Below are 25201 nucleotides of genomic sequence, written 5' to 3' on the forward strand. Positions count from 1 at the left end.
TTTAATGGTTAATAACCCATAAAATCAACACAGTATTAATAACATAAAATACTCCCACAATTTGAGTTTCAGTCCAACCGCTTAACTCTAAATGATGGTGAATTGGGGCCATTTTCAACAGTCTTTTCCCTTTACCGTCAGCGTCTTTTGTGGCTTTATAATAAGCAACTTGAGCAATTACTGAAAGAGACTCCACAAAAAATAATAAACTGATGATAAATAAACCCCATAAATTTTGACTTAAAATACCCACCGCCGCTAAACCAGCACCTAAAGCTAACGATCCTGTATCACCCATAAATACAGATGCTTTATTTCGATTATGAAGCACAAATCCTAAACAACCCCCACTAACAGCCAAACAAAAAGCTAATAAATCGGGATGATTTTCTCCTGCTAAAATACCTAATCCTAAAAAGGCGATGGCACTTGTGCCACCAGCTAAACCGTCAACACCATCAGTTAAATTAGTAGCATTACTTTCAGCTACCAGAACGAAACTAGCCACAACCCAGAAAAAAAACCCTAAAGGCAAAATGAGATTAAAAGGAAGATTGATATTAGTGATAGAAGTCGGTTGAGAAAAATACATCCAAACACAAAATAGAATAGCAAAACCAATTTGTAAAACTAACTTTTGCTTAGGAGTTAAACCCAAATTCGTTTTTTTGCGTAAAATCTGCCAATCATCAACCCAACCAATAAAACCATAACCGAGAGTAACTAAGGCTACCGCTATTACTTCAGGGGTAAAACCACCCAAAATTAAACCAACTATTACTGCCGTAGGAATAAAGAAAATACCGCCCATAGTGGGAGTACCAGCTTTTTTTAAATGACTTTGAGGGCCATCTTCTTGTATAATCTGAGAAGCTTTGATCCGTTGTAAAATTGGTACAACTAAATAACCTAAACTGCCACTAGCCAAAGTTGCGAAAAGAAAAGGCAAAATTTGAGCAGTAGAAACAAAAGTTAAGACAATAATTATTAAAACAAAACTTAAAAACCCGAATAATAACCATCCTGAAGGATTGAAAAGACGATTTAAAGAAGTAGAATTGCTATTCATAATCTCGAAGAAAAAATATCCCTTGTTAATATTACCTTGAGTTAGGACTTGTTTTTAATACTCCCTAACTTTGTGATAAAGTGTCTGAGTTAACTACTTTTAACTAACCTAAAATATATTTGATGATGAACTATTCAATATCAATAAGTTATTATAGTTAAGACAAAATAATATCACTTAAAAACCATAGTGGAAGTAACTTTTTTAGGTACAAGCTCAGGCGTACCAACTAAATCAAGAAATGTCTCTAGTGTTGCTTTACGGCTTAATCAAAGAGGAGAAATTTGGTTATTCGATTGTGGCGAAGGCACACAACATCAACTGTTGCGTAGTGATTTAAAAACCTCTCAACTGAAAAAAATTTTTATCACTCATATGCACGGAGATCATACTTTTGGTTTAATGGGTTTATTAGCTAGTTGTGGTTTAGGTGCCCATGCTGAAAATATTGAAGTATATGGGCCACCGGGTATAGAACCTTACTTAAAAGCCTGTATGAAATATTCTTATACTTATTTCCCCTACGGTGTAGAAATTAAAACAGTAGAATCGGGTTTAATCTATGAAGATGATGAATTTATAGTTACTACGGAAATGCTAAAACACCGAGTAACAGCCTTTGGTTATCGTATTACAGAAAAAGATCGAGCTGGTAAATTTGACATCGAGAAAGCGAAAAAAATGGGCATTCCTTTTGGCCCCATCTATGGCAAACTTAAGGCTGGAGAAACCGTTACCCTTGAAGATGGACGTAAATTGATTGGCTCTGAATTTTGTGGACCAACAGAAATAGGACGTAAATTTGTTTATTGCACTGATACAGTTTTTTGTGAAAATGCCATGGAATTAGCCCAAGATGCTGATGTTTTAATTCATGAAGCAACTTTTGCCCATCAAGACGCACAAATGGCTTTTGAAAAAATGCACTCTACTACCACAATGGCGGCTCAAGTGGCCTTAGCAGCCCAAGTAAAACAACTCATCATGACTCATTTTAGCCCTCGTTACGCCCCGGGAAACGCCATACAAATGAGTGATTTACTCAAAGAAGCTCAATCTATTTTTCCTCAAACAATGTTAGCCTATGATTTCTTTCGTTATGAAATTCCCCGTCGTTGTTAAGTATTAAAGTATTTTAGATGGCGATCGCAATCAATACTTTCCAACAGACTTGATAAATCATCAGTTATTGACTATATCTATCTCCCCCAGAATTGAGGGCAGGGGGGCGAAATTGAATTAAATCAAGCCCCTAAATTCCCAACTTTGGGGACTTCCATTGAATATATCTCCCTCAGAATTGAAAGCAGAGACAAACTTACTATAACTACTTTTCATAGTGATAACGTGCTTGTAAAAAATCAATACGCTCCCGTGTCACACGATAAATCAATCTATGCTCTAAATCAATTCTACGAGACCATGTATCCGAATCTAAAAATTTAAGTGGCTCTGGTTTTCCAATACCTTCTAACGGTGATTTCATAATCGCTTCAATTAAATCAAGAATTTTATTAGCTTTTGTTTTATCAGTACGATACCACCATGCTAAATCTTCTCGAAAATGGGGATGAAAAACTGGAAACAGTGATTTTACTTCAATAGACTGATTTTTAGTCGTTTTTTCTTGTTCTTTCTCTGTTTTTTTATTTTTACCTTTCAATCCCTAACTCCTGACATAAATCATCTACGGTATGAAGAGAAGGAGGTTGTTGTTTCTCCCATTGTTTAGAATCTTCTAAGGCTTCTAATAACCTCTTGGCATTACATGGCGATCGCAATAAATAAATAGTTTCCAAGAGACTTGATAAATCATCAGCACCAATCAGAGCAATATCTTTATGGCCACGACGTTTAATAACCGCTATACTGCTATTATTTTCTACCTCATTAAGTAGATTAGCTAAATTTTCCCGTGCTTGAGTATAACTGGTTTCGATGGAAAACATATTAAATAAACCTGTCCATTGATTCTGTACATTATTTTATATTTCTAGTTTACCTCAAATCTCCTATAAATGCTCACTATTCATTAATCCCCTAAATCCTCAACTTTGAGTATTGACTATATCTATCTCCCCCAGAATTGGGGGTAGGGGGGCGAAACCCAATTAAATCAAGCCCCTAAATCCCCAACTTTGGGGACTTTTATTGACTATATTTCCAGAATTGGGGGGCAGGGGGGCGAAACCTAATTAAATCAAGCTACTAGATTTTAGAGTGATTGTTGTTTTTTTTTGAAAGCAACTCCCAAACTACCTGCTAATAATGTGCCTAAAATAGTTACAGGTTCAGGTACAGATTGAGTTTCTTCTATGTTAATAAATACACGTCCAAGAGTTGATGATCCAGATTCAGTAGATACTCCAATGGCAGAAGGATCAAAGAATCTTAAATCATTTTGCATGATTAGACGAGTAAGAGTAACAGACTGTCCTAATATAGTTGTATTAAAATTATTTGCTCCATAAGAATTGATACTATTTGGACCTCTTGAACCGAATACACCAATGATGTCTCCTGCTTGAATATTGATATTTGTTGCTAATAAAGCACTTCCTGCATTATCCCGAGAAAGAAATAATGTGCTAAAGTCAATAGTTGATGCACTAAATTGTGGTGGTGTAACATTAAATTTTAATAAAGCAACATCAAAATTATCGGTACTTGCATCGGTGGGAACACCAAGACCTGTAATGGTAAAGTTAGTGGGTGCTGTAAAGAAAAATCCCCTTGTTAAACCCGTAAAAGTGCTAGTTTGAGAACCAACATTTAATACAATTGCATGAGCAGTATTAGCAATACCCAAAACTGAGAGGGAGGTTAAAAGCCCAACTCCTAAGCCGAAAGCCTTATTTTTGTAGGAGGTAGAAATACTTACTTGTTTCATAGTGAATTTAAGTTAAAACGATTAATTTTAATAACAACAATAGCTTTAATTTAGGAATAAATTTATAAAGTTTTGATGAAGAAAGTATTATAAAGTTTTTGTAAAGTTTTGAACAAGTATTTTAAAAGTAATTAAGTAAAGCACTTTTTCCCCGACTGGGAGGTAGGAGGGCGAAACCCAGAATTGAAAGCAGGGGCAAACTTACTATAATTGAATAGATAACATCATTATTAGATTACTACAGTAATTATGACTATAGCAACCTTTGGGGATATTTTGGAAGCATCACATCAACTTTCTATTGAAGATCAAGAAAATCTAGTTTATATTTTACAAAATCGCCTTCGAGAACAAAAAAGAGCAAAATTAGTTAAAGATGTTCAAACTGCCCAACAAGAATTCGCTGAAGGGGAATGTAAACCTATGACACCTCAACAACTCATGGAGGAGATTCTTTCGTGAAATTTATTTTATTACGTTCTACTGTATTTGTTAAAAATGCTAAAAAAATCATTAAAAAACAACCAGATTTAGTCAAACATATTCAAGAAACTTGAGAATTACTTTGTGCTGATCCTTTTCAACCTCGATTAAAAACTCATAAATTAAAAGGTGAACTTAAGGACTCTTATGCTTGTAGTGCAGGTTATGATCTTCGGATTATTTTCAAGTTTGAACAATATGACAAAACATCTGCAATTCTTTTAGAATCTATTGGCACTCATGATGAAGTTTACTAACACGACTTACTCTATCAAATTTTTATATAAGTTATTTAATTAGTACTTTTACTCAAAAAACTATAATAGATTAATAATAAAATTTATATAGAAAGGAAATAATTTTATGGTGGCAACTCCCATTAAAACTGCTCAACGTCTCACTACCCAAGTAGAAGTTATTGCCTCCGATACTACCGCAATTCGCTCTTTAGATTGGGATAGAGATAGATTTGATATTGAATTTGGTTTACAAAATGGTACAACCTATAACTCTTATGTCATTCAAGGAGAGAAAAACGCTTTAGTTGATACTTCTCACCTCAAGTTTAAACAACTTTATTTCGATGTTTTAAGAAAAGTTATTGATCCTCAAGCTATTGATTATCTTATAATCTCTCACACAGAGCCTGATCACAGTGGTTTAGTGAAAGATTTGTTAGAAATTAACCCTAATATCACTATAGTCGCTTCTAAGGTGGCTATTCAATTTTTAGAAGGTTTTGTCCATATTGACTTTAAACGTCAAATTGTGAAAAATGGCGATCGCCTCGATTTAGGTAATGGTCATATTTTTGAGTTTATCAATGCTCCAAATTTGCATTGGCCTGATACCATCTTTAGCTATGATCACGGTACAAAAACCCTTTTTACTTGTGATGCTTTTGGGATGCACTACTGTAGTGCGGCTCTTTATGATGAAAATTTAGCCAATATTTCCCCAGACTACCGTTTTTATTATGAATGTTTGATGGGACCTAATGCAAGATCGGTTTTATCTGCTATGAAACGAATGTCAGAATTAGGAGAAATTTCCTTAGTTGCTAATGGTCATGGACCAATTTTAAAGCATAATGTCAAGGAATTATTAGATCGTTATTACCGTTGGAGTAATGAGCAAAGTAAAGGAGAGAAAAGCGTTGCAGTATTCTATATCTCTGATTATGGTTATAGCGATCGCCTATCCCAAGCCATAGCAAAAGGTATTACCAAAACAGGCATAACCGTAGAAATGATCGATGTCAATGGCACAGATATTCACGAAATTCCTGAAATTGTGAGTAAATCGGCAGGGATAGTATTAGGAATGCCACCATTAACAGATCAAAATAACGCCCAAATTAGTAATAAAATGGGAGCAATTTTAGCTTGTGTTAATAATAAGCAAACTATTGGTTTATATGAATCCTACGGCGGAGATGATGAACCTGTAGATCCTCTTGCAAATAAGTTACAAAATTTAGGTTTAACTTCTGCTTTTGCACCAATTCGGATAAAAGATAAACCTGACGAAACCACCTATCAATTATGTGAAGAATCAGGGGTTGACTTAGGGCAAATTTTGACCAAAAAAGCCAGTATCAAACAAAGAAAAGCCCTTGATAGTGATTTAGATAAAGCCATCGGGCGTATTAGCGGAGGATTGTATATTATCACCGCTCAAAAAGGAGAGGCTAAAGGGGCGATGTTGGCATCATGGGTAACACAAGCAAGTTTTGATCCTCCCGGTTTTACCGTTGCCGTTGCTAAAGATCGTGCTATAGAATCTTTATTACAAGTAGATGATACTTTTGTGTTAAACATTTTAGAAGAGGGCAATTACCAACCTTTAATGAAGCATTTTCTCAAACGATTCCCCCCAGCAGCAGATCGTTTTGAAGGCGTTAAAACTCAAGTAGCCACTAATGGATCACCCATTTTAACCGATGCTTTAGCTTACCTTGAATGTCAAACCGTTAGTCGTATGGATTGCGGTGATCACTGGGTAGTCTATAGTAAAGTTACCAGTGGACGAGTATCAAAACCTGATGGTTTAACCGCAGTCCATCATCGTAAAGTCGGTAACTACTATTAAATAATAAAGTAAAATATTTCATTTTTGAGTAACTATAGTCAATGAAAGTCCCCAGAATTGGGGATTTAGGGGCATATTTTTTCCTTTCTTGATCAAAAGTAGTGGGGATTTAGGGCGTATTTTTCCCTTTCTTGATCAAAAGTAGTAGGAATTTGGGAGCTTAATTTATTACAATACTCTGATAATACTAGGAATCTCTTTAATGGCATTTAAACTAAGAATTTCAGCGATCGCCTCTCTAAAATTACCTTCTCTAACTTGATGAGTAACTACCACAATTTCAGCAAATTCTCCTTGAAACCCGATTTGTACCACTGATTCTAAACTAACATCATATTGACCAAAAGCCATGCCTAAATGACCGATAACTCCGGGTACGTCTGCACAAAGAAAACGGGCATAAAAACGACTATAAACATCTTCTATAGGAGAAATTTGACAGTAGTTTTGAGGAGAACAACTCAACAGAGGATCAAGTATTTCCGCTTTTTTGTTACTATGAAGTACTCCCACGATATTCATTATATCAGCAACCACAGCACTAGCCGTGGGACCAGATCCAGCTCCTGGCCCATAAAACATAACTTGTCCGAGGGGTTGTCCTTCCACTAAAATGGCATTATTTACACCGTTAATACTAGCTAAGGGATGAGATTTAGGCACAAAAGTAGGATGTACTCTTAACTCTAACTTTTCAGGTTCAGTTTTTTCGACTTTATGGGCAATGGCTAATAATTTGATGACAAAACCTAATTTTTCAGCGTAACTAATATCACTACTCGTAATTTTGGTGATACCTTCACAGTAAACATCTTCACGGTTAATTTTACCACCAAAAGCTAAGGAGGCTAAAATAGAGATCTTATCCGCAGCATCCAAACCACCTACATCCGCAGTGGGATCTGCTTCTGCATAACCTAATGTTTGCGCTTCTTTTAACACTTGTGCAAAATCTGCACCATGGTTAGTCATTTGAGTGAGAATATAATTTGTAGTGCCATTAACGATACCAATAATATTTGTAAAACGATTTGCACCTAAAGACTGTTTTAAAGGTTCAACAATAGGAATACCACCACCTACAGCAGCTTCTAACAAGACATATACTTTCGCTTGATTGGCGGCTGCGTAAATTTCTGGACCAAATCTTGCCATAACCGCTTTGTTAGCTGTTACAATGTGTTTACCGTTAGCTATGGCTTTGAGAATGAGACTTCTAGCTGGTTCTAAACCGCCGATTAATTCTACAATAATATCTACATCAGGATTAGTAACAATTGCGTCTAAATCAGTAGTTATAATATCGGTAGGTAAGTCAATGGTACGTTTTTTCTCTAAAGATTTAACCCCAACTTGTGCAATTTTTATATCTTGGATAAGGGGGTGTCTGCCTTCAGGATTTAGTAATATTTCTGCTGTGCCTATACCTACAGTACCGAGTCCTAATAAACCGATGTTAAAAGCCACAATATCTATCCTTTATCTAAATCTTATAATGTTTATTTTACAATAGGAAAGGCAAAAGGCACAATAGAACAGTAGAAACCTTTAAAGATTATTAACTATTAGTGAATTATATGGCATTCGGAGATCAAATTTTTGTCTGGCGTGAGTTTGCTAACTTGAGTGGTGTTTATCAACATCATGGTATTGATATAGGGGATGGTAGCGTTATTCATTATCGTAAACCTAGTGAAGTAATTGAGCAAACTTCTTTTGAGACTTTTAGTAAGAATAATCGAGTTTATTCCCGTGAATATCCTGCTGGTTTTTGTTTTATTCCAGATGTTACGGTAAAACGTGCTTTTAGTCGTTTAGGGGAAAATCAATATAATTTATTGTTTAATAATTGTGAACATTTTGCCACTTGGTGTAAAACTGGAGTGAGTGAAAGTCAACAAATAAAAGACTTTATTCCTGCTATTAATAAATTAGATACTTTTAGTTTATTAGATCCTCTTAAACAGGCTTTTAATGGATATGATTCTGATAATAATAAAAATATTGTTAATACAGCTTTAGATCAAATTAGAACAGTTTGGGATCAAATTCAACCTCAATATCGTCAAAACTTAGATGAAATTGATATATGGGAAAAGGTGGCAAAAAAAGCCATTATAAATAATCGTGATGATTTAGCAAGGGAGGCTATTAAACGGAAAAAAGATCATGAAAAAAAAGCCGCTTCTTTAGAGAAAGAGTTAGAAAAACTAGCGATAATGACAGAGAATTTATTAAAAAATCAAGGAATAGGTAGGGAGGAAAAAATTTATTATTCTTAAATAAAAATTAATATTTTTATAATTTGATTAAAATACTTACACTTAAACCGAGTATCATCAAACATTATGACCCATAATGACCATCATCTAACTATTTCAGAGGAAAAAAAACGCCTAAGAAAACAATATATTCAACAACGTTTACAACTTTCTTCCTCCCAATGGCAACTCAAAAGTAATCATATTTGTCGTCAGTTAGAAAATAGTTCACTTTTTCGTCAAAGCAAAGTTATTTTAAGTTATTTTACCTTCAAACAAGAACCAGATTTAAGTTTATTGCATCAAAAACAAGAAAAAAAATGGGGTTTTCCTCGCTGTCAAGGAAAAAATCTAGTTTGGCATCAATGGCAATGGGGAGAGAAGTTACAAATAGGAGCTTATGACATTACTGAACCTATGGCTAATTCCCTTTTAATTGATGTTACTACCGTTGATTTAATTCTAGTTCCTGCGGTAGCTTGTGATACTTTAGGTTATAGGTTAGGCTATGGAGGAGGTTATTATGATCGAATGTTAGAATTATCTTTATTTCACCATATTCCCACTATTGGTATTATTTTTAATGATGCTTATATTTCTTTATTACCTAGAGAATCATGGGATAAACCATTAAATTATATTGCCACAGATTTAAAGTTTTTCAAGGTTTAATTGATGATAAATTTTCTAGTGTGATCATTTCAAGATAGACTTTAAGGCAAGAATCAAGATAAAATTAAAGTCATTATCAATGATATGTATTGTATCAATATCAATATTTCCCATAGTCAGATTATTATTATTTAAAGCCTTTGACGTTTAATTATTAATTCAAGATGAGTGTAAAGCAAAGTTTGATAGAATTACCTTTAGATTTAGATCAACAACGAATTCCAGCTCATGTAGCGGTAATTATGGATGGTAATGGACGTTGGGCAAAAAATCGTGGTTTTCCTCGTATTATAGGTCATCAAAAGGGAGTTGACGCACTTAAAGATTTATTACGTTGTTGTGATGATTGGGGAATCAAGGTTTTAACTGCTTATGCTTTTTCTACAGAAAATTGGGGAAGACCCGCTCATGAGGTAGAATTTTTAATGACTCTATTTGAAAGAGTTTTACGTCGTGAGTTAGAAGAAATGATGACGGAAAATGTCAAAATTCGTTTTATTGGTGATTTAACGGTTTTACCTTCTTCTTTACAAGCTCAAATATCCCATTCTATGGAAAAAACTGCCAATAATAAGGGTATTCAGTTTAATATTGCCACTAATTATGGTTCTCGTCAAGAAATTCTCCATGCTTGTCATGCCATCGCTTCTTTAGTCAAAGACAATCAAATTCAACTAGATGATATTAATGAGGAGTTATTCGAAAATCATCTTTATACTAACGGATTAGTTAACCCTGATTTATTAATTCGTACTAGCGGCGAAATGCGTTTAAGTAATTTTCTTTTATGGCAAATGGCTTATGGTGAAATCTATGTTACTCAAACTCTTTGGCCTGATTTTAATCGTGAACAATTCCATCAGGCTTTACTCGATTATCAAATGCGCGATCGCCGTTTTGGTAAATTAAATTAATAGGTTTTAGGTATCGGGTGTCAGGTTTTAGGTTTAATGAAAATGATTGAAGTAAAAAGTTATCGAGATTTAACGGTTTGGCAAAAATCAAACAATTAATTCTAATTAATAACTTTAGAAGTACCATTTTTAATGAACCATTGATCACCTTCTTTAATTAATTCATAGGTAACTAATAAATTATCTTGATATGACAAACTAGGGATTAACTCACCATTACGATAATACTGGGATTTTTCGGTAATTTTAGCGATGATGATTCCTTGAGTGACATCTTGAGGATTGATTTCTGCTGATTGTATAATTACTTTATGTTCATAACGCTTATAAGCATTTTTATTTCTTAAATCACGACTAACTCCTATCCATAAAGATAGTTGCGGTTCTTTTAGAATTTTATTTAATTCATTTATATTATAGTTTGGTCCTGTGGCTTCTCCTTTAGCGTTTAACCATTGATTGATAATTTCTAAAGCCATAGTTTTATCTAATGTACTCATCAAACTATCATTAACAGTTTCTTGATTATTAGGTAATAATTCAATAACAGGTTCAGAAATTGAAATTTCTAATCTATTTCCTTGCTCTTTTGAAAGTAATCGTGAGCCAATAAACCCAATAACGATTAAAAAAGATAAACCCAAAATTGATAAAATAATCAATAAACTTTTATCTTCAGAATTAGTTTTGACTTTAGGGGAAGGGTTTTTAGTAATAACCACAGGAGAAGAATTATCCGAACTATGTTGAGGTACTTCCATATTTGTGGACATAAAATCATCAAAACCGATTAAATCTTCATTTTCTTCCTCTTGAACAAATAAAGACATTTTCTCATTTTCTTCCTCAATAATCTCTGTTTCTTGTTCTAAAACTAGATTAGAAGTTTGTGCGGAAATATCATTAAATACTTGATCTTCATAATCAGTTTGATCTTTTAAGGCATTAAATTGAGAAAAAGAATAGGATTGATGAGATTCTATAGCCTTGTGATAAGGTAACTCTAACTCAGGAGAAGACAATAACTCATCTTCTTGTGAAACAGAGGATAGCGGTGTAGTAATAGTTTCTAAATAACTTTGTACTTTATCATCAGCAAAATATTCTTGAAGAGATGGATTTTCACCACTTAAATTTTTAAATTGAGGAAATACCTCCGTTTGTAACCATTTTTCCGTATAAACACATAATCCGGGTAAAAGATCGGGCGATCCTTGTGACATTTCTTGAATATAACCAATTACTTTTTTTTCTCGACTTTGGCTCAAAGAAAATTCAGCTTCGGCGGTTTGTCCTAATAATAAAGCACAAATAGATTGCTCTAAATAAACATCTTGATGAATCGTCAGGGAAATAAGGCTATTTTTTGCCCTAATAATAAATTCTGGCCGTCTTTGGGTAAAACCCCTAGCAATACCAGCATAAGCCGCTAAATATCCCGCAGCAGGGGAAGGCCGTTGCGCTTCCTCTTCAAATAGTAACTGTTGTTCTTCGGCAGTTAAATAAACCCTAATTTGTTGAATAAACCGTAAAAAACCATCAATATCTAAGCCAGATTCATCTATTTTTTGACTTTCAATACCGCCTCTGGAATTAAACATATTTTTAAGTAATGTAACTGCTTTTTGCCTCACAGAAACATGACTATTTTCTCTGGTAACTAACTCTAAAATTTGATAAGGTTGTAATTTTCCTAAATCTTGTTTAATCTCTTTTCTTAAACTAGGGAATAAATCTTCTTCAAATAATAAATTATATGACTGTATCAGAGCATCAGAAGCTGATTCATACTCTTGTTCTTGCCATCTCTCCCTTGCTAATTCTAAATAAGCTAAAACTACAGTTAAAACTAAATCTTGACTAATAACAGTTAATTCTTCTTCTTTTTCCATTAAATCATTTAGATTACTTTTATCTTTAAGATAAGGTTCGGTTAAAGTCAAAATTAACTCATATTCTCCTAAATCTAAGAGAATAATTAGCGCACCAATAAATAAATTCGGTTCAATTTCAATATTAATAATGGTATTTTGAACTATCTCATTATCATCAAGATATTCTAAATCTGAGGTTTCCTCTAAGGGTGATAAATCTTCGATAACTTCTTCCGTTTCAGTTTTAATAGAAGATGAAAAGAAAGATGATTCATAGTCTAAACGAGATTGATCATTGATCAAAATACCATAGGCTTGGTTCAGTAAATTATTTCGAGAGGTTATAGCATAATCACTATAACCTTTATGAGGTAACTGAAGAATGCGATCTTGATAGGCTTGTTCAATCAAGTTTGATTCAGCTTGAATGGGTATGCCGAGAATGCGGTAGTAATCTAAAGAAATTTGCACGACTTATTTTTATTAAGATTGCGGGAAGATAGTTTTACTAATTTGAGATCTTAGCATTGACTCACAAATAGACAAGAAAATTTTAACTTATAATTCTAAGTAATGGAGAATTAACATTTTTCCCGTTCTCATTTATATTCAGAGATAAAACCAAAAAGAGTAGCAGTCAACTACTCCTTATGATTGATATAAAACTAAAGAAATTTTAACATGGCACAAACAATCGAAGTTAGCTTAATTGATGTACTCAATAAGATTGAGGCAAAAATAGATCATCTTGATAAAAATATCGATGTCAAAATCGAAAAGTTAGAATCAAAAATCGACAAATTAGACAGCAAAATTGATGCTTTAGAAGATAAAGTCGATACCAAAATTGAAAAGCTAGAAACTACCATTAATAACCGTTTTAATACTTTAACTTTAGGATTTTTGGGAATTTTTGGAGTTTTAACAGGTGGCTTGTTAACTTTTCTTGGCAAAATCGTATTTTTCCCTAATCTCTAAATAACAATAAATTTATTGTCTGTGATCATGGAAATTTTAATAGTAGAAGATGAAAAAGAAATTGCTCAACTCATCAATAATTGTTTAACCAGAGAAGGATTTGAGTGTCATATTGCCTATGATGGCTTATCAGCCCTTGAAAAAGCCAAAACCATACAACCAGACTTAATTATTTTAGATCTCATGTTACCCAAACTCGACGGATTAGAAGTGTGTAGTCAAGTTAGAAACTTAGGAATGACAAAAGATCCTTACATATTGATGTTAACAGCAAAAGGAGAAGAAATTGACCGAGTAATTGGTTTATCCACTGGGGCTGATGATTACCTCGTCAAGCCTTTTAGCCCAAGGGAATTAGTTGCTAGAGTTAGGGCATTATTACGCCGTAGTATGCGTCATGGTGGACAGGCACAAATCAACGAAACTCAACACTTTACCTTAAATTTAGATGAACATACTGCTATTCGTCAACTAGATGATGGTAAAGAAGAAAAATTAGATTTAACAGCTTTAGAATTCAATTTATTAGTAGCTTTTGTTAATTACCCTAATAAAGTATGGACTCGCACTCAATTAATTGATAAACTTTGGGGTGCAGATTTTTTCGGAGATGAAAGAGTCGTTGATACTCATATTCGCCGTTTACGCAAAAAAATTGAACCAAATCCAGCACAACCTTCTTTTATTAAAACTGTTGTTGGCGTTGGTTATAAATTTGAAGATAATTAGATAAAGGGCAAAGGGCAAGGGGCAAAGGGCAAAGGATTAAAATTGACTCAAACTATCTTAAAATTGATTTTTATAATATTATTATTACTATCAGCAAAATATTATTTAGTCTCTTTTTCTAGGGGAATAAAAGGGCAATTATTGAAAGAAGAAATTAAACGCATTTTTGTTTTATGCACATCAAAACTAGGATCAAATTTAGTGAAATTATCATAACAAGCGTTTGTAAAATTAGCATTTGTTAAATCCGCTTTTTCTAAATTAACTCCTCTTAAATCGGTATTAGTTAAATTAGTATTAGTTAGTTTTGCTTGATAAAAATTACTTTTATGTAAATTAGCTTGACTAAGATTCGCTTTGGTTAAATCTGCACCGATAAAGTTCGCAGAAGTTAAATCTAATTTGTCTAATTTTGCCTCTATTAAATTAGCATTTTTTAATAAAGGAATTGTTGTTTGTCCATTAAAATTTAATAAATTAGCATCTTGTAAAAACATGATAATATAGCGCTTTCTTTCTGAGTCAATTTCATCTAAAACTGTTTGAGTATTTGCTCTTAATAAATAGGGATTTTGTTGTAATTTCCACAGTGGATAATCTAAAGTTAATTGTGTTGTATAACTCAAATATTCTGTTAAAATTGTTTGATGATAACGCTCTAATTCTAAAGTATAATTAGCATTATTATCCTGAATTTGTAACGGACGATACAGAAATTGCTCACTAAAAATGTTAGAAATTGTTAAGAATCCAATAATTAAAGTAGTGGTGGCACTAATTAAAGCTCCAACAATTGGACCAATAGCAACTTGAGGAATATGCACCGATGAGGTTATAGCTTCAGCGATGGCATTAAGAAAAGAAGATAAGGTTTTTTGAAAACGTTTAACAATTTTGATGAAAAAAGATTCAGGTTGATGTTTTTCCACGAGGAATATTATTTAGGCAAAACACATATTAATTTAATGAAGTTTAGCTATTTTTCCTTATTTTTCTAACTATAAAAGCTAAATTGAGAAAATTGCCTAACCTCAGACATATTATTATAAACCTAATTTTAATAACGAATTTGCAAAGTAACCGATGCTGAAACTGTTTGCTCTCCAGCTACAACTGCTGTACTACTAGGGGCACTAGAAGCCAGTTTATCTGCCATTATTTCTCTAGGAATAGGATTAGGTACATTTGCACCATTAACGTTAATAGTAATAATTTCTTTAGCAGTTAAATTCAACGCATTTAAAACAACATCCCCTTGTTGTTGCGCATCAAGACTAGCTTTGATTAATGCTTGTTTTTGAGCTGTAGTAATAGCGGTTTCCGTTGCCGTTAAATTAACATTATCGATGCGAGTTGCTCCTATTTTTACAGTATCATCTAATAAACGACCTACTTTTTCAATGGGTGACTCAAAACTAACGATATTCGTCGCAACATAACCAATCAATTGTCTTTGATTATTCTCGTAACTATAGTTAGGGCGTAATTGAATACCGCTAGTTTGTAGTTTTTGTACATTACTAGATTTAAGTAATTCTATTAAAGAGGTGCTACGTTTAGCTACTTCTTCCTGAATTTGAGGGGCATTTTTTCCTTCAATTTCTACTCCTAATTGGACATTCGCAACGGTAGCGGGGATTCTTTCTATTCCTTGCCCAGTAACGGTTATAGTTTTTAATAGTTGTTCTTGTGCTAATACAGGTTGCATAAAACCTAAACTAAGAAAAGTAAAGGAAAGGAAAAATTTTTCTACAGGTTGAATCGATAACATAGGTAAATAGGTTTAATCTAATAAAAATATAACATTATTGACGATGAAAGATCAAAAAAGTTACGGGCTAAACAAACTAATGTTTTTCTGTATCAATTTATCACAAACTTTCTTTTTATTCTTTGATAACTATTATTGAATTATAAAGAATATAAAAATTCATCATAATAATAAAAGTTAGGTTGATAAATAGAATTAATCGCTATACCTATTCTATAGTCATTTGGCAAATTTAATGTTTTAAAATACCAGTTATTATCTTGTTTTTTATCATGATTATGGGAAATAAATGCTGTATTTTCACTACTTTTATTTATGGTGAAACAAATATTATCTAATCCTCCTGATAATCCTTCACCAATGGCTTTTAAATAGGCTTCTTTTATAGTCCATAATTTAAAAAAATATTCTGGTTTTTCTCTCTTCGGTAAATTGTTCAAATAATTAAATTCACATTGACAAAAAAAACGTCTAGCAATGTTTTCTATGGCTACTTTATCATTAGTCTGTTCTAAATCAATACCAATATTATTTTTACTAAGAGCATAAACGGTATAATTATTTTTATGGGAAAGATTAAAGTTTATTTTATTGATAATTTCTCCTTTTAATAAAGGCTTTCCTTTTTGATTATAAGAAAAACAAATTTCTTCTGGTTTTATGTTTAAATAATTACCTAAAATTATTCTTAAATATCCTCGATTAATCTGATAACTTTCTTTAAGTATATCTAATGAAAATCTATTCGCTTTTTCTAACTCATCCAGAGATAAAATGTCTCTAAATTTTTTAATCTTTTCTCTATAATTTTCTATATTAATCATCCAAATATGTACATCATTATCTTTTAAAATTAAACTTTGAGGCGGTTTACTCCACATATAGATAAAAAACGAAACCATAACAAAAAATCTTATTAATTATGACAAAATTAGAAGACATCGGCGAACATGAATTATTAGCCATAATTAGTCAATATTGTGACAGGAAAAAAATTGGTGACGATGGTGCTATCCTTGATGTTAATACAGATAAAAAATTAGTAATTACTACAGATGTTTTAGTGGAAAATGTCCACTTTAGTGATGATACAACTCCTCCTCATTCTATCGGTTATCGTGCTGCGGCTGCTAATTTGTCTGATATTGCCGCTATGGGTGCAACACCAATTGCCTTTACCGTTGGCTTATCCTTGAGAAAAGATGTTGAAATTTCATGGATTAAATCTGTTTATCAAGGCATTCAACAATGTTTGCAAAAATGTACTACTGAAGTTGTAGGCGGAGACATCACAAAATCTGAAGTAAATGTGATCGCCATTACCGCCTTGGGAGAAGTCAAGGAAAATGAAGTAATTTATCGACACAGGGCGAAAGTAGGTGACTTAATTTTAACAACAGGACTTCATGGACTTTCAAGAGCGGGGTTAGAAATCTTGCTATATCCTCAAAAATATGCTCATATTGATGATGAAACGAGAAAAAAAGTAATTTTTGCCCATCAATACCCCGAACCTCGTTTAGACGTAATCAAGCTCTTAAAAAGTATTAATCCTTACCCTAAAGTTACGGGTATGGATAGCAGTGATGGATTAGCGGATGCCATTATACAAATTTGTCAAAAAAGTAATGTTGGAGCGACAATTAATCGCCGAAAAATTGTGATTCCTTCTGCCATCAAAAAAATAACCAACGATGAAACCGCATGGAATTGGATACTATACGGAGGAGAAGACTTTGAATTAGTTTTATGTATGAATGAAGAAACAGCACAATATTTACAAAAAAGATTAGGCAAAAATTGTCATATAATAGGTGAAATTAGTGCATCATCTGAGATACAATTAGTTGATCCTGAAAATGTCTATCCCAAACTTTTATTAAACCAAAGAAAAACTTTTCAGCATTTTTAGCTATACTAATATAGTCTATAGTTATTAATCCATCTACTCCCTATAATCGTTAAGTGTTAATCAAATCATGATTAAAATTTTAGTTGTTGATGATAATCATACTCCCAGAGAAGTGATCTGCGAAGCACTGAAGCAATTTAATATTCAGGTAAAAGAAGCCGTAAATGGGGTAGAAGCAACAAAAATCTTAGAAGCTGAACAATTTAATCTTGTTATTACAGACGTAGTTATGCCCGAAATGAATGGCTATGAATTATGTCGCTGGATAAAAACTAATCCTGCTACAGAAAAAGTCCCCGTAATCATTTGCTCTACAAAAGGGGAAGATTTCGATATTCACTGGGCAACAAAACAAGGTGCGGATGCTTATATTATCAAACCTTTCAAAACAATGGAGTTACTTAAAACTATTAAGTATTTACTCAAACATAACGTCTAAACAATTAATAATGAATAATTAATAATTAATAATGTATAGTTAATCTCCTCTTTTTCTCTTACCTTCCTCTGTTTCCTCTAATTTCTTAATTTTCATGAAAAATATAACTGTAATCGGTGGTGGTTTAGCTGGTACTGAAACCGCATGGCAAATCGCTCAAGCTGGTATCCCTGTTGACTTATATGAAATGCGCCCCGTCGTTAAAAGCCCCGCTCATCATAGCGAAGAATTGGCAGAATTGGTCTGTAGTAACTCCTTCGGTGCTGATGCTACTGATCGAGCGGCAGGGTTATTACATCAAGAATTACGGCTTTTAAACTCTATTGTAATTAAAATAGCTGATAAACATCGTGTACCCGCAGGAGGTGCGTTAGCAGTGGATAGAGGCGTTTTTAGTCAAGAATTAACGCAAACCCTTGATAATCATCCTTTAATCACCCTTAGACGAGAAGAAATTAAGGCAATACCATCAGATGGAATTGTAGTATTAGCGACAGGTCCTTTAACAAGTTCTTCTTTAGCTCAAGAATTGCAAAATTTGACAGGTATGGATTATCTGAACTTTTTTGATGCGGCTAGTCCAATTATAGTGGGAGAATCAATTAATAAAGATATTGCCTTTCTTGCGTCTCGTTACGATAAAGGGGAAGCGGCATATTTGAATTGCCCTATGAATAAAGAGCAATACTTACAATTTCGTAAAGAATTATGTCAAGCACCACAAGCGGAATTAAAAGATTTTGAGCGAGAAAATGCTAAGTTTTTTGAAGCCTGTTTGCCCATTGAAGAATTAGCCCAACGGGGAGAAGAAACCATGAGATATGGCCCTTTGAAGCCCATTGGTTTATTTGATGCTCGTTTAGGTGATTTTAGGGAAAATAAAGATAAACGCCCTTATGCAGTGGTACAGTTGCGCCAAGAAGATAAAGCAGGGCAGTTATGGAATATGGTAGGATTTCAAACAAACTTAAAATGGGGAGAACAACAAAGGGTTTTTCGCTTAATTCCGGGGTTAGAAAATGCTGAATTTGTGCGTATGGGAGTGATGCACCAAAACACTTTTTTAAATGCACCTCAACTATTAAAAGACACTTTACAGTTTAAATATCGAGATACTTTGTTAGCCGCAGGGCAAATAATCGGCACGGAAGGTTATACGGCAGCAGCCGCTGGAGGTTGGTTGGCTGGTACAAATGCCGCTAGAATCGCTCAAAATAAATCACCTTTAACTTTACCGAATATCACCATGATGGGAGCTTTATTTGAGTTTATCAGCACCGCCGACGCTAAACATTTTCAACCCATGCCTCCCAATTTCGGCATAATTCCTCCATTTTCGGAGAAAATCCGTAATAAACGTGAACGTTATCAAAGCTATGCTCAAAGATCCCTTGATGCGATCGCAGAATATCGAAGACTGGGAGACTAGGAGAATTAATTGTTAATTGTTAATTATTAATTATTAACTATTAATTATTAACTTGCTTTGCCGAATTGGCGATCGTAAACTTCATCTTCTTTACCCGTTTCTACTTTTAAATTAGAGCGAGGATAAGACACACATAGTAAAGCATAACCTTCTCCTTGTAACTCAGGAGATAAACCCATACCTTCACTTTGTTCTACTTCACCGCTAATGATTTTTGCTGCACAAGTGGTGCAAACTCCGGCATTACAAGAATTAGGTATAATTACATTTTGTTGTTCAGCAACGTCTAAGATTTTTTGATCTTCAGGTACTTGTAAAGTATAAGTTTGACCTTGGTTAATAATTTCTACTGTATAGATATTTGTCATAAAAAGATTTTAATTTTCAATATTTAGTCACGAATTATCATTATACGCAGATTTTGTCTTGACTTAAAATAAACATAAAAATATATTTCTTGCTTTTTTAGTTTTTCAAACACCGTTTAATTAATGAATTTTGAGATTTTTGGCAAACTAATCTTTTAATTTTAGAAATATAATTAAAAAACCCTAGCAATTAAATTTAATGTACCTTTTTCTTCATTAAAGAACCTAATCCTAAAGCCGTTAATGTAGCAATGATTGTGGAAGGTTCAGGTACATTTGTGGGTACAGCACCATAACCCATTTTAATAGTCATATCTAAATTAGAGTTATTTGGTATAGCTCCTTCCCAAGATAACACCGCAGTACCTGTTAAAGTAAAATTATCATTTAATCCTGTTATTAACAGATAGTTTAAATTATCACTATTATCCGCTAATAATGAGCCACCATAACCTACACCGTTGACATTTAAGTTTGAAAGCTGAAAACTATTTATAGGAGTAGTTATGCGAGAACGAAGGCGAATAAAAATACTATCAAGTCCATTAGGGAAACGAGATGCTTCGGTTAAATTACTGCTTTGTAAAGTTTTTTGAGATGTCCCTAAATTTGTACCCCAAAGAAAAGTTGCGTTTGTACCATCATAACTTACCGAAAAATCAACAGCTTGGCCGCTGGTAAATATATTTTGTTGAGTAGAGGGGTATGTAACATCAGTACCATTATTTGTTGTCCAATTATTAACAGATAATTCATAAGTACCGTTAGTAGCGTTATTTCCACCTCTAACTTCCGCTACCCAATCTTCTTGCCAAGGTTGAGTAAAATAATTACTATTAGTGGAGCTTTTAGCGTTATTAAAATCTGTATCAGTAAAGTTTGATAACGAGGTAAAACTAATAGCTTCAGCAGATAATGTATTAACCATTAAACCAAGAGCTACAGTAGATAAAATCGTAACTAAGTCAGTAGATTTCATGAAAATTTGAGTTTATAATAATTCCTATAATTATCGTAAATACAAACCTTCAGAAATAATAAAAAGATTCTGTAAAGTTATGAAGAAGATTTGATAAAGTCAACAAAAAAACTTTATAAAAATACTTAAATACAGGAAAAAATTAGCTCATCGAGCTATGTAGAATTAGCAGAAAAAAGCATTTAACAAAATTAAATTAACTGTCAACTGTCCAATATGTTAAAAAACTTGCTCTACTTCGGCAATTTCAGGGATATATTCTCTTAAACGGCGTTCGATACCCATTCTAAGAGTCATAGTAGAACTAGGACAAGAACCACAAGCACCTTGTAATCTTAATTTTACCGTAGGTCCGTCAATTTCTACTAACTCAACATTACCACCATCGGCCATGAGATATGGACGTAATTCGTCTAATACTTGTTCTACGTTTTCGTTAGTTAGTGCTAAAGACATAATCTCTAATATTTACTCAATTTCAGTTTTCACAACACCATCATAACCAAAAGTTACCTTAATTAAATATAAAGAGATAAACAAGGAAGATTTTTATACCTATGTTTACGGCTAATTGTTAATTGTTCATTCCCCCTCTCCCCTTTCTGATAAAATCTTAATGAAATTTAAAAATATGTAAATAAACTTAATAATCAATGAAAATATTAGTAGTAGGAGCAACAGGTACTTTAGGGCGACAAATAGTACGTCATGCCATCGATAAAGATTATCAAGTGCGTTGTTTAGTGAGAAATAACGGTAAAGCTAGTTTTTTGAAAGAATGGGGTGCAGAATTAGTTAAAGGTGATATTTGTAAACCTGAGAGTTTGATTCGAGCTTTAGAAGGTATTGATGTAATTATAGATGCAGCAACATCGAGAGCTACAGATTCTCTCAGAATTAAAGATGTTGATTGGCAGGGTAAAATTAACTTAATTCAAGCTGCAAAACAATTTAATATTAAACGTTATATCTTTTTCTCAATTCTTAATGCTCAAGAGTTTGAAAATGTACCATTAATGGAGATAAAACATTGTACTGAGTTATTTTTACAAGAATCTGGCGTAAATTATACTATTTTCAAGTTAGCAGGATTTATGCAGGGCTTAATTGCTCAATATGGTATCCCTATTCTTGATAATCAACCAGTGTGGGTAAGTGGCGAAAATACCCCTATTGCTTATATGAATAGTCAAGATATTGCTAAATTTGCCATTAAAGCCTTAGAAATTCCTGAAACCGTTAATAGTAGTTATCCTGTAGTGGGAACTCGTCCATGGACAGGGGAACAGATTGTTGAGATTTGTGAACGATTATCAGGAAAAACTGCTAAAATTTCTCGTATTCCCATTGGTTTACTCCGTTTTTTACGAGGTTTTACCCGTTGGTTTAAGTGGACTCTTAATACATCAGATCGCCTAGCTTTTGCAGAAGTGTTGGCTAGTGGTAAACCCTTAGATGCACCCATGGAAGAAGTATATAAAACTTTTGATATAGATCCTAAAGATACAACTACTTTAGAAGCCTATCTACAAGAGTATTTTGATCGCATTATGAAGAAAATTAAAGAGATTGATTATGAGAAAAATAAAATTAAAAAACGTAAGAAAAACAACTTTTTTAAGTAAATTATAATATCATTCTACTGTTTATAAATCTCAAGAAAATTATGTAGATTCTAATTATTTTATAGTTGTTAATCTATTTATATATAGACTTCTTAAAAAATGAACCAAGAATAAGTGATTAATATTATCATCATTATTTATTCTTAAAATCAGGTTTTAAAAAGTCTAAAAGTTTTCATAAAAAATATATTTTAACCTTTGTGTTTTCTCTAACATTACTCAATAAAAATCCTAACTGCTATAATATGATTAAACTAAAAATAAAGATCTAAAATTATTCATTATTCATTATTCATTATTCATTATCCATTATCCATTATGACTTTTACACCTGTTAAAACTATCGCCGATGAAGTTAGAAAAGATTTTCCTATCCTTAATCAAAAAATTCACGATAAACCATTAATCTATCTTGATAATGCGGCAACATCTCAAAAACCAAATGCCGTTATTGATGCTTTACGTCACTATTATGAGTATGATAATGCGAATGTCCATAGAGGAGCTCATACTTTAAGCGGTAGGGCAACAGACGCTTATGAAGGTGCTAGAGACAAGATTGCTAAATTTATCAATGCAAAAAGTCGTAATGAAATTGTTTATGCTCGAAATGCTAGTGAAGCGATTAACATTGTTGCCTATACTTGGGGTTTAAATACTCTTAAAACTGGTGACGAGATTATTTTATCAGTTATGGAGCATCATAGTAATATCGTTCCTTGGCAGATTATTGCCCAAAAAACAGGCGCAGTCATTAAGTATGTAGAATTAACCGATACTCAAGAATTTGACTTTAGTCATTATCAATCTCTATTATCTGATAAAACTAAATTAGTCTCTATTGTTCATATTTCCAATACTTTAGGTTGTATCAACCCAGTGGAAAATATTATCAATTTAGCTCATCAATACGGTGCAAAAGTTTTAATTGATGCTTGTCAGAGTTTACCTCATTTACCCATCGATGTTCAACAGATGAATTGTGATTGGCTTGTAGGTTCAGGGCATAAAATGTGTGCTACAACAGGTATCGGCTTTTTATACGGCAAAGAAGAGTTATTATTAGCTATGCCTCCTTTTTTAGGCGGTGGCGAAATGATTGCAGATGTATATTTAGATCATTTTACTTGTGGTGAATTGCCCCATAAATTTGAAGCTGGTACTCCTGCCATTGGGGAAGCGATCGCCCTAGGTGCAGCGATAGATTATCTTAATAAAATAGGCATGGATAATATTCATGATTATGAAGAAGAATTGACGGCATATTTATTTAAACAATTAAATGAGATTCCTAACTTAACTATTTACGGAAATCAGCCAACGGCTGAAGGTAAAGGAAGAGCTGCTTTAGCGGCATTCAACGTTACAGGTATTCATGGCAGTGATTTAGCAACACTTTTAGATCATGAAGGTATTGCTATTCGTTCTGGTCATCATTGTACCCAACCTTTACACCGTTACTTAAATATTTCTGGTAGTGCTAGGGCAAGTTTATATTTTTATAATACTTTTGCGGAGATTGATGCTTTTATTATTGCTTTAAAAGATACTATTTCTTTTTTTCAATAGTGATTAAGTTAAAAATTGATTAATTACAGAATAGACTCACATATTAATTTTGTAAAATGGTTTTCTACTTTTAATGTGATTAAAAACTAAGCAATCTAATACTATTTGAAAATTAAATGAATTAGGATCAAAAATACAACACCAATAATCCCACTATAAAAAAAATAGGAGTTAGATAAGTTACTTCCCATCCACCCTGCTAAGGGATAAGAGAAAGCCCACCATAAATGACTCCACGCAAAATGAGCCCCATAAACTCTCCCTTGAAATTCAATGGCAATTTTATTGGCAATCAAAGTTTGAGTTGGCACATTAACTAGGGGTTGTCCGATTCCAGCTATTAACCATAACAATAATAATATATTTAAGTTTCCCCAATTTACAGGTAACATAGCTATAGTAATAATAATTGCTCCAATGCTTGTTAAGAGTGTTTGCTTATATTTTTGGTTGAAATTTCCTAAGCCAACAGATGCTAAAGTAGCACCAATTCCAAAGGAAGCCATTACCCAACCATATTCGATTTTACTCAGAGCTAATGTACCTTGAACATAACCAACCGTATTAACTAAAATTGCTGCACCTGATAAAGCGGCGACTAACTGCATTGCTAAAGCATAACGAAGATCACAATCATGGAATAAGCTCATTGTCCCAATCTTAATATCTTGTAGGGTTTTACCAATAGTTTTAGCTTTTTGTTCGTTTCGGTTGACGATTAATCGTTTAGGTAATGTCATGATTAAGATAGAGGCGATGAGAAAAGTAATTCCGTCTAAGAAAAAAACTTGTCTTGTACCTACGAAGGCAGCAATACTACCTGCTAACCCTGGGCCTAAAACACCTAATAATTGATAAGTAGTACTAGAAAGAGCGATCGCCTGAGAATATTCCTCTGGGTTAGCCACTAACGGAATCGGGCGTTGCTGAATTAAGGTATGATTTTTAGATAAAGGGGTCAAATTATCAAAAATAAAAAAATGATACAATGTCCAGAGTGCGGGTCTAAACATATTCACAAAAATGGAATTAAAAAAGGAAAGCAAAATCATCTTTGTGTTGATTGTGGTAGGCAGTTTATAAATCCACTAAAGATTAGTTCCAGAGGTTATAGTGATGGGGTAAGAAATGAATGCTTAAAAATGTAT

The 25201-nt window shown here is 33.1% G+C and carries 26 protein-coding genes and 1 pseudogene; 14 read left to right on the forward strand and 13 right to left on the reverse strand.

Going from position 1 to position 25201, the window contains the following annotated elements; genetic code table 11:
• Position 1: 1 nt before the first annotated feature.
• Positions 2-1069: a phospho-N-acetylmuramoyl-pentapeptide-transferase gene (gene mraY, locus ACEW8E_RS05405; protein WP_373479319.1), complete on the reverse strand. Its 1068-nt coding sequence runs from the start codon at positions 1067-1069 to the stop codon at positions 2-4.
• A gap of 189 nt (positions 1070-1258) precedes the next feature.
• Between mraY and ACEW8E_RS05410 the strand changes: the two genes are divergently transcribed.
• Positions 1259-2191, forward strand: a complete 933-nt coding sequence (locus ACEW8E_RS05410; protein WP_373479320.1) for a ribonuclease Z — start codon at positions 1259-1261, stop codon at positions 2189-2191.
• 205 nt (positions 2192-2396) lie between these two features.
• On the opposite strand, the gene ACEW8E_RS05415 is transcribed toward ACEW8E_RS05410, so the two are convergent.
• From ACEW8E_RS05415 to ACEW8E_RS05425, 3 genes are all read right to left on the reverse strand, one after another.
• Positions 2397-2732: a Txe/YoeB family addiction module toxin gene (locus ACEW8E_RS05415; protein WP_373479321.1), complete on the reverse strand. Its 336-nt coding sequence runs from the start codon at positions 2730-2732 to the stop codon at positions 2397-2399.
• Positions 2722-3018, reverse strand: coding sequence for a type II toxin-antitoxin system Phd/YefM family antitoxin (locus ACEW8E_RS05420; RefSeq protein ID WP_373479322.1), 297 nt, complete (start codon positions 3016-3018; stop codon positions 2722-2724). The genes ACEW8E_RS05415 and ACEW8E_RS05420 overlap by 11 nt, the downstream gene beginning before the upstream one ends.
• A gap of 266 nt (positions 3019-3284) precedes the next feature.
• Positions 3285-3959: a PEP-CTERM sorting domain-containing protein gene (locus tag ACEW8E_RS05425; RefSeq protein ID WP_373479323.1), complete on the reverse strand. Its 675-nt coding sequence runs from the start codon at positions 3957-3959 to the stop codon at positions 3285-3287.
• Between the two features lie 249 nt (positions 3960-4208).
• Here ACEW8E_RS05425 and ACEW8E_RS05430 point away from each other — a divergent pair, with 249 nt between their 5' ends.
• Together ACEW8E_RS05430 and ACEW8E_RS05435 are read left to right on the forward strand one after the other, a co-directional pair.
• The gene (locus tag ACEW8E_RS05430) at positions 4209-4421 is read left to right on the forward strand and encodes a hypothetical protein (RefSeq protein ID WP_373479324.1); all 213 of its coding nucleotides are present in this window, start codon (positions 4209-4211) and stop codon (positions 4419-4421) included.
• Between the two features lie 384 nt (positions 4422-4805).
• Positions 4806-6533 carry a diflavin flavoprotein gene (locus tag ACEW8E_RS05435; protein WP_373479325.1) on the forward strand — a complete coding sequence of 576 codons (1728 nt, stop codon included), beginning with the start codon at positions 4806-4808 and terminating at the stop codon, positions 6531-6533.
• A 168-nt stretch (positions 6534-6701) separates the two neighbouring features.
• On the opposite strand, the gene ACEW8E_RS05440 is transcribed toward ACEW8E_RS05435, so the two are convergent.
• A complete protein-coding gene (locus tag ACEW8E_RS05440) occupies positions 6702-8000 on the reverse strand; it encodes a homoserine dehydrogenase (protein WP_373479326.1) in 1299 nt (432 codons plus the stop codon).
• Between the two features lie 110 nt (positions 8001-8110).
• On the opposite strand from ACEW8E_RS05440, the gene ACEW8E_RS05445 reads away from it, so the two are divergent.
• The 3 genes from ACEW8E_RS05445 to ACEW8E_RS05455 all read left to right on the forward strand — a co-directional run bounded on the left by ACEW8E_RS05445 (position 8111) and on the right by ACEW8E_RS05455 (position 10380).
• The gene (locus ACEW8E_RS05445) at positions 8111-8815 is read left to right on the forward strand and encodes a lecithin retinol acyltransferase family protein (protein ID WP_373479327.1); all 705 of its coding nucleotides are present in this window, start codon (positions 8111-8113) and stop codon (positions 8813-8815) included.
• 66 nt (positions 8816-8881) lie between these two features.
• The gene (locus tag ACEW8E_RS05450; RefSeq protein ID WP_373479328.1) at positions 8882-9466 is read left to right on the forward strand and encodes a 5-formyltetrahydrofolate cyclo-ligase; all 585 of its coding nucleotides are present in this window, start codon (positions 8882-8884) and stop codon (positions 9464-9466) included.
• A gap of 164 nt (positions 9467-9630) precedes the next feature.
• Positions 9631-10380 carry an isoprenyl transferase gene (locus ACEW8E_RS05455; RefSeq protein ID WP_373479329.1) on the forward strand — a complete coding sequence of 250 codons (750 nt, stop codon included), beginning with the start codon at positions 9631-9633 and terminating at the stop codon, positions 10378-10380.
• A gap of 101 nt (positions 10381-10481) precedes the next feature.
• Here ACEW8E_RS05455 and ACEW8E_RS05460 read toward each other — a convergent pair whose 3' ends face one another.
• A complete protein-coding gene (locus ACEW8E_RS05460) occupies positions 10482-12725 on the reverse strand; it encodes an IMS domain-containing protein (protein WP_373479330.1) in 2244 nt (747 codons plus the stop codon).
• Positions 12726-12935: 210 nt separating this feature from the next.
• Between ACEW8E_RS05460 and ACEW8E_RS05465 the strand changes: the two genes are divergently transcribed.
• Positions 12936-13232: a DUF4164 domain-containing protein gene (locus tag ACEW8E_RS05465; RefSeq protein WP_373479331.1), complete on the forward strand. Its 297-nt coding sequence runs from the start codon at positions 12936-12938 to the stop codon at positions 13230-13232.
• A 27-nt stretch (positions 13233-13259) separates the two neighbouring features.
• The gene (locus ACEW8E_RS05470) at positions 13260-13961 is read left to right on the forward strand and encodes a response regulator transcription factor (RefSeq protein ID WP_373479332.1); all 702 of its coding nucleotides are present in this window, start codon (positions 13260-13262) and stop codon (positions 13959-13961) included.
• Between the two features lie 101 nt (positions 13962-14062).
• On the opposite strand, the gene ACEW8E_RS05475 is transcribed toward ACEW8E_RS05470, so the two are convergent.
• The 3 genes from ACEW8E_RS05475 to ACEW8E_RS05485 all read right to left on the reverse strand — a co-directional run bounded on the left by ACEW8E_RS05475 (position 14063) and on the right by ACEW8E_RS05485 (position 16634).
• The gene (locus ACEW8E_RS05475; protein WP_373479333.1) at positions 14063-14890 is read right to left on the reverse strand and encodes a pentapeptide repeat-containing protein; all 828 of its coding nucleotides are present in this window, start codon (positions 14888-14890) and stop codon (positions 14063-14065) included.
• Positions 14891-15018: 128 nt separating this feature from the next.
• Entirely contained in the window at positions 15019-15732 is a 714-nt protein-coding gene (locus tag ACEW8E_RS05480; RefSeq protein ID WP_373479334.1) for an SIMPL domain-containing protein, read from the reverse strand.
• Positions 15733-15872: 140 nt separating this feature from the next.
• Positions 15873-16634 carry a 4'-phosphopantetheinyl transferase superfamily protein gene (locus tag ACEW8E_RS05485; protein WP_373479335.1) on the reverse strand — a complete coding sequence of 254 codons (762 nt, stop codon included), beginning with the start codon at positions 16632-16634 and terminating at the stop codon, positions 15873-15875.
• Between the two features lie 20 nt (positions 16635-16654).
• Here ACEW8E_RS05485 and thiL point away from each other — a divergent pair, with 20 nt between their 5' ends.
• The 3 genes from thiL (at position 16655) to trmFO (ending at position 19512) form a co-directional block, all read left to right on the forward strand.
• Entirely contained in the window at positions 16655-17644 is a 990-nt protein-coding gene (gene thiL / locus ACEW8E_RS05490) for a thiamine-phosphate kinase (RefSeq protein WP_373479336.1), read from the forward strand.
• A 67-nt stretch (positions 17645-17711) separates the two neighbouring features.
• On the forward strand, positions 17712-18083 hold the full coding sequence (locus ACEW8E_RS05495; RefSeq protein WP_373479337.1) for a PleD family two-component system response regulator: 372 nt from the start codon (positions 17712-17714) through the stop codon (positions 18081-18083).
• Positions 18084-18177: 94 nt separating this feature from the next.
• Positions 18178-19512, forward strand: coding sequence for an FADH(2)-oxidizing methylenetetrahydrofolate--tRNA-(uracil(54)-C(5))-methyltransferase TrmFO (trmFO, locus tag ACEW8E_RS05500; RefSeq protein WP_373479338.1), 1335 nt, complete (start codon positions 18178-18180; stop codon positions 19510-19512).
• Positions 19513-19559: 47 nt separating this feature from the next.
• Here trmFO and ACEW8E_RS05505 read toward each other — a convergent pair whose 3' ends face one another.
• The 3 genes from ACEW8E_RS05505 to ACEW8E_RS05515 form a co-directional block, all read right to left on the reverse strand.
• Positions 19560-19880, reverse strand: a complete 321-nt coding sequence (locus ACEW8E_RS05505) for a 2Fe-2S iron-sulfur cluster-binding protein (protein ID WP_373479339.1) — start codon at positions 19878-19880, stop codon at positions 19560-19562.
• Positions 19881-20076: 196 nt separating this feature from the next.
• A complete protein-coding gene (locus ACEW8E_RS05510) occupies positions 20077-20859 on the reverse strand; it encodes a PEP-CTERM sorting domain-containing protein (protein WP_373479340.1) in 783 nt (260 codons plus the stop codon).
• Between the two features lie 219 nt (positions 20860-21078).
• On the reverse strand, positions 21079-21315 hold the full coding sequence (locus ACEW8E_RS05515; protein WP_373479341.1) for a NifU family protein: 237 nt from the start codon (positions 21313-21315) through the stop codon (positions 21079-21081).
• A gap of 197 nt (positions 21316-21512) precedes the next feature.
• Between ACEW8E_RS05515 and ACEW8E_RS05520 the strand changes: the two genes are divergently transcribed.
• Both ACEW8E_RS05520 and ACEW8E_RS05525 read left to right on the forward strand, forming a co-directional pair.
• Positions 21513-22484, forward strand: a complete 972-nt coding sequence (locus ACEW8E_RS05520) for an SDR family oxidoreductase (protein WP_373479342.1) — start codon at positions 21513-21515, stop codon at positions 22482-22484.
• Positions 22485-22802: 318 nt separating this feature from the next.
• Entirely contained in the window at positions 22803-24053 is a 1251-nt protein-coding gene (locus ACEW8E_RS05525) for a SufS family cysteine desulfurase (protein WP_373479343.1), read from the forward strand.
• 101 nt (positions 24054-24154) lie between these two features.
• Here ACEW8E_RS05525 and ACEW8E_RS05530 read toward each other — a convergent pair whose 3' ends face one another.
• Positions 24155-25015, reverse strand: a complete 861-nt coding sequence (locus tag ACEW8E_RS05530) for an MFS transporter (RefSeq protein WP_373479344.1) — start codon at positions 25013-25015, stop codon at positions 24155-24157.
• Positions 25016-25036: 21 nt separating this feature from the next.
• On the opposite strand from ACEW8E_RS05530, the pseudogene ACEW8E_RS05535 reads away from it, so the two are divergent.
• Positions 25037-25201: pseudogene (locus tag ACEW8E_RS05535) on the forward strand (IS1 family transposase); the annotation flags it as partial.

Source organism: Geminocystis sp., from assembly GCF_041753295.1.
Taxonomy (GTDB): Bacteria; Cyanobacteriota; Cyanobacteriia; order Cyanobacteriales; family Cyanobacteriaceae; genus Geminocystis.

Bases quoted from the DNA above. Each gene is read 5' to 3' on its own strand.
- ACEW8E_RS05495 (WP_373479337.1), top strand. From the start codon at position 17,712: ATGATTAAAATTTTAGTTGTTGATGATAATCATACTCCCAGAGAAGTG.
- ACEW8E_RS05480 (WP_373479334.1), bottom strand. From the start codon at position 15,732: ATGTTATCGATTCAACCTGTAGAAAAATTTTTCCTTTCCTTTACTTTT.
- ACEW8E_RS05510 (WP_373479340.1), bottom strand. From the start codon at position 20,859: ATGAAATCTACTGACTTAGTTACGATTTTATCTACTGTAGCTCTTGGT.
- ACEW8E_RS05435 (WP_373479325.1), top strand. From the start codon at position 4,806: ATGGTGGCAACTCCCATTAAAACTGCTCAACGTCTCACTACCCAAGTA.
- ACEW8E_RS05520 (WP_373479342.1), top strand. From the start codon at position 21,513: ATGAAAATATTAGTAGTAGGAGCAACAGGTACTTTAGGGCGACAAATA.
- thiL (WP_373479336.1), top strand. From the start codon at position 16,655: ATGACAAAATTAGAAGACATCGGCGAACATGAATTATTAGCCATAATT.
- ACEW8E_RS05470 (WP_373479332.1), top strand. From the start codon at position 13,260: ATGGAAATTTTAATAGTAGAAGATGAAAAAGAAATTGCTCAACTCATC.
- ACEW8E_RS05420 (WP_373479322.1), bottom strand. From the start codon at position 3,018: ATGTTTTCCATCGAAACCAGTTATACTCAAGCACGGGAAAATTTAGCT.
- mraY (WP_373479319.1), bottom strand. From the start codon at position 1,069: ATGAATAGCAATTCTACTTCTTTAAATCGTCTTTTCAATCCTTCAGGA.
- ACEW8E_RS05450 (WP_373479328.1), top strand. From the start codon at position 8,882: ATGACCCATAATGACCATCATCTAACTATTTCAGAGGAAAAAAAACGC.
- trmFO (WP_373479338.1), top strand. From the start codon at position 18,178: ATGAAAAATATAACTGTAATCGGTGGTGGTTTAGCTGGTACTGAAACC.
- ACEW8E_RS05425 (WP_373479323.1), bottom strand. From the start codon at position 3,959: ATGAAACAAGTAAGTATTTCTACCTCCTACAAAAATAAGGCTTTCGGC.
- ACEW8E_RS05505 (WP_373479339.1), bottom strand. From the start codon at position 19,880: ATGACAAATATCTATACAGTAGAAATTATTAACCAAGGTCAAACTTAT.
- ACEW8E_RS05515 (WP_373479341.1), bottom strand. From the start codon at position 21,315: ATGTCTTTAGCACTAACTAACGAAAACGTAGAACAAGTATTAGACGAA.
- ACEW8E_RS05465 (WP_373479331.1), top strand. From the start codon at position 12,936: ATGGCACAAACAATCGAAGTTAGCTTAATTGATGTACTCAATAAGATT.
- ACEW8E_RS05445 (WP_373479327.1), top strand. From the start codon at position 8,111: ATGGCATTCGGAGATCAAATTTTTGTCTGGCGTGAGTTTGCTAACTTG.
- ACEW8E_RS05525 (WP_373479343.1), top strand. From the start codon at position 22,803: ATGACTTTTACACCTGTTAAAACTATCGCCGATGAAGTTAGAAAAGAT.
- ACEW8E_RS05485 (WP_373479335.1), bottom strand. From the start codon at position 16,634: ATGGTTTCGTTTTTTATCTATATGTGGAGTAAACCGCCTCAAAGTTTA.
- ACEW8E_RS05455 (WP_373479329.1), top strand. From the start codon at position 9,631: ATGAGTGTAAAGCAAAGTTTGATAGAATTACCTTTAGATTTAGATCAA.
- ACEW8E_RS05430 (WP_373479324.1), top strand. From the start codon at position 4,209: ATGACTATAGCAACCTTTGGGGATATTTTGGAAGCATCACATCAACTT.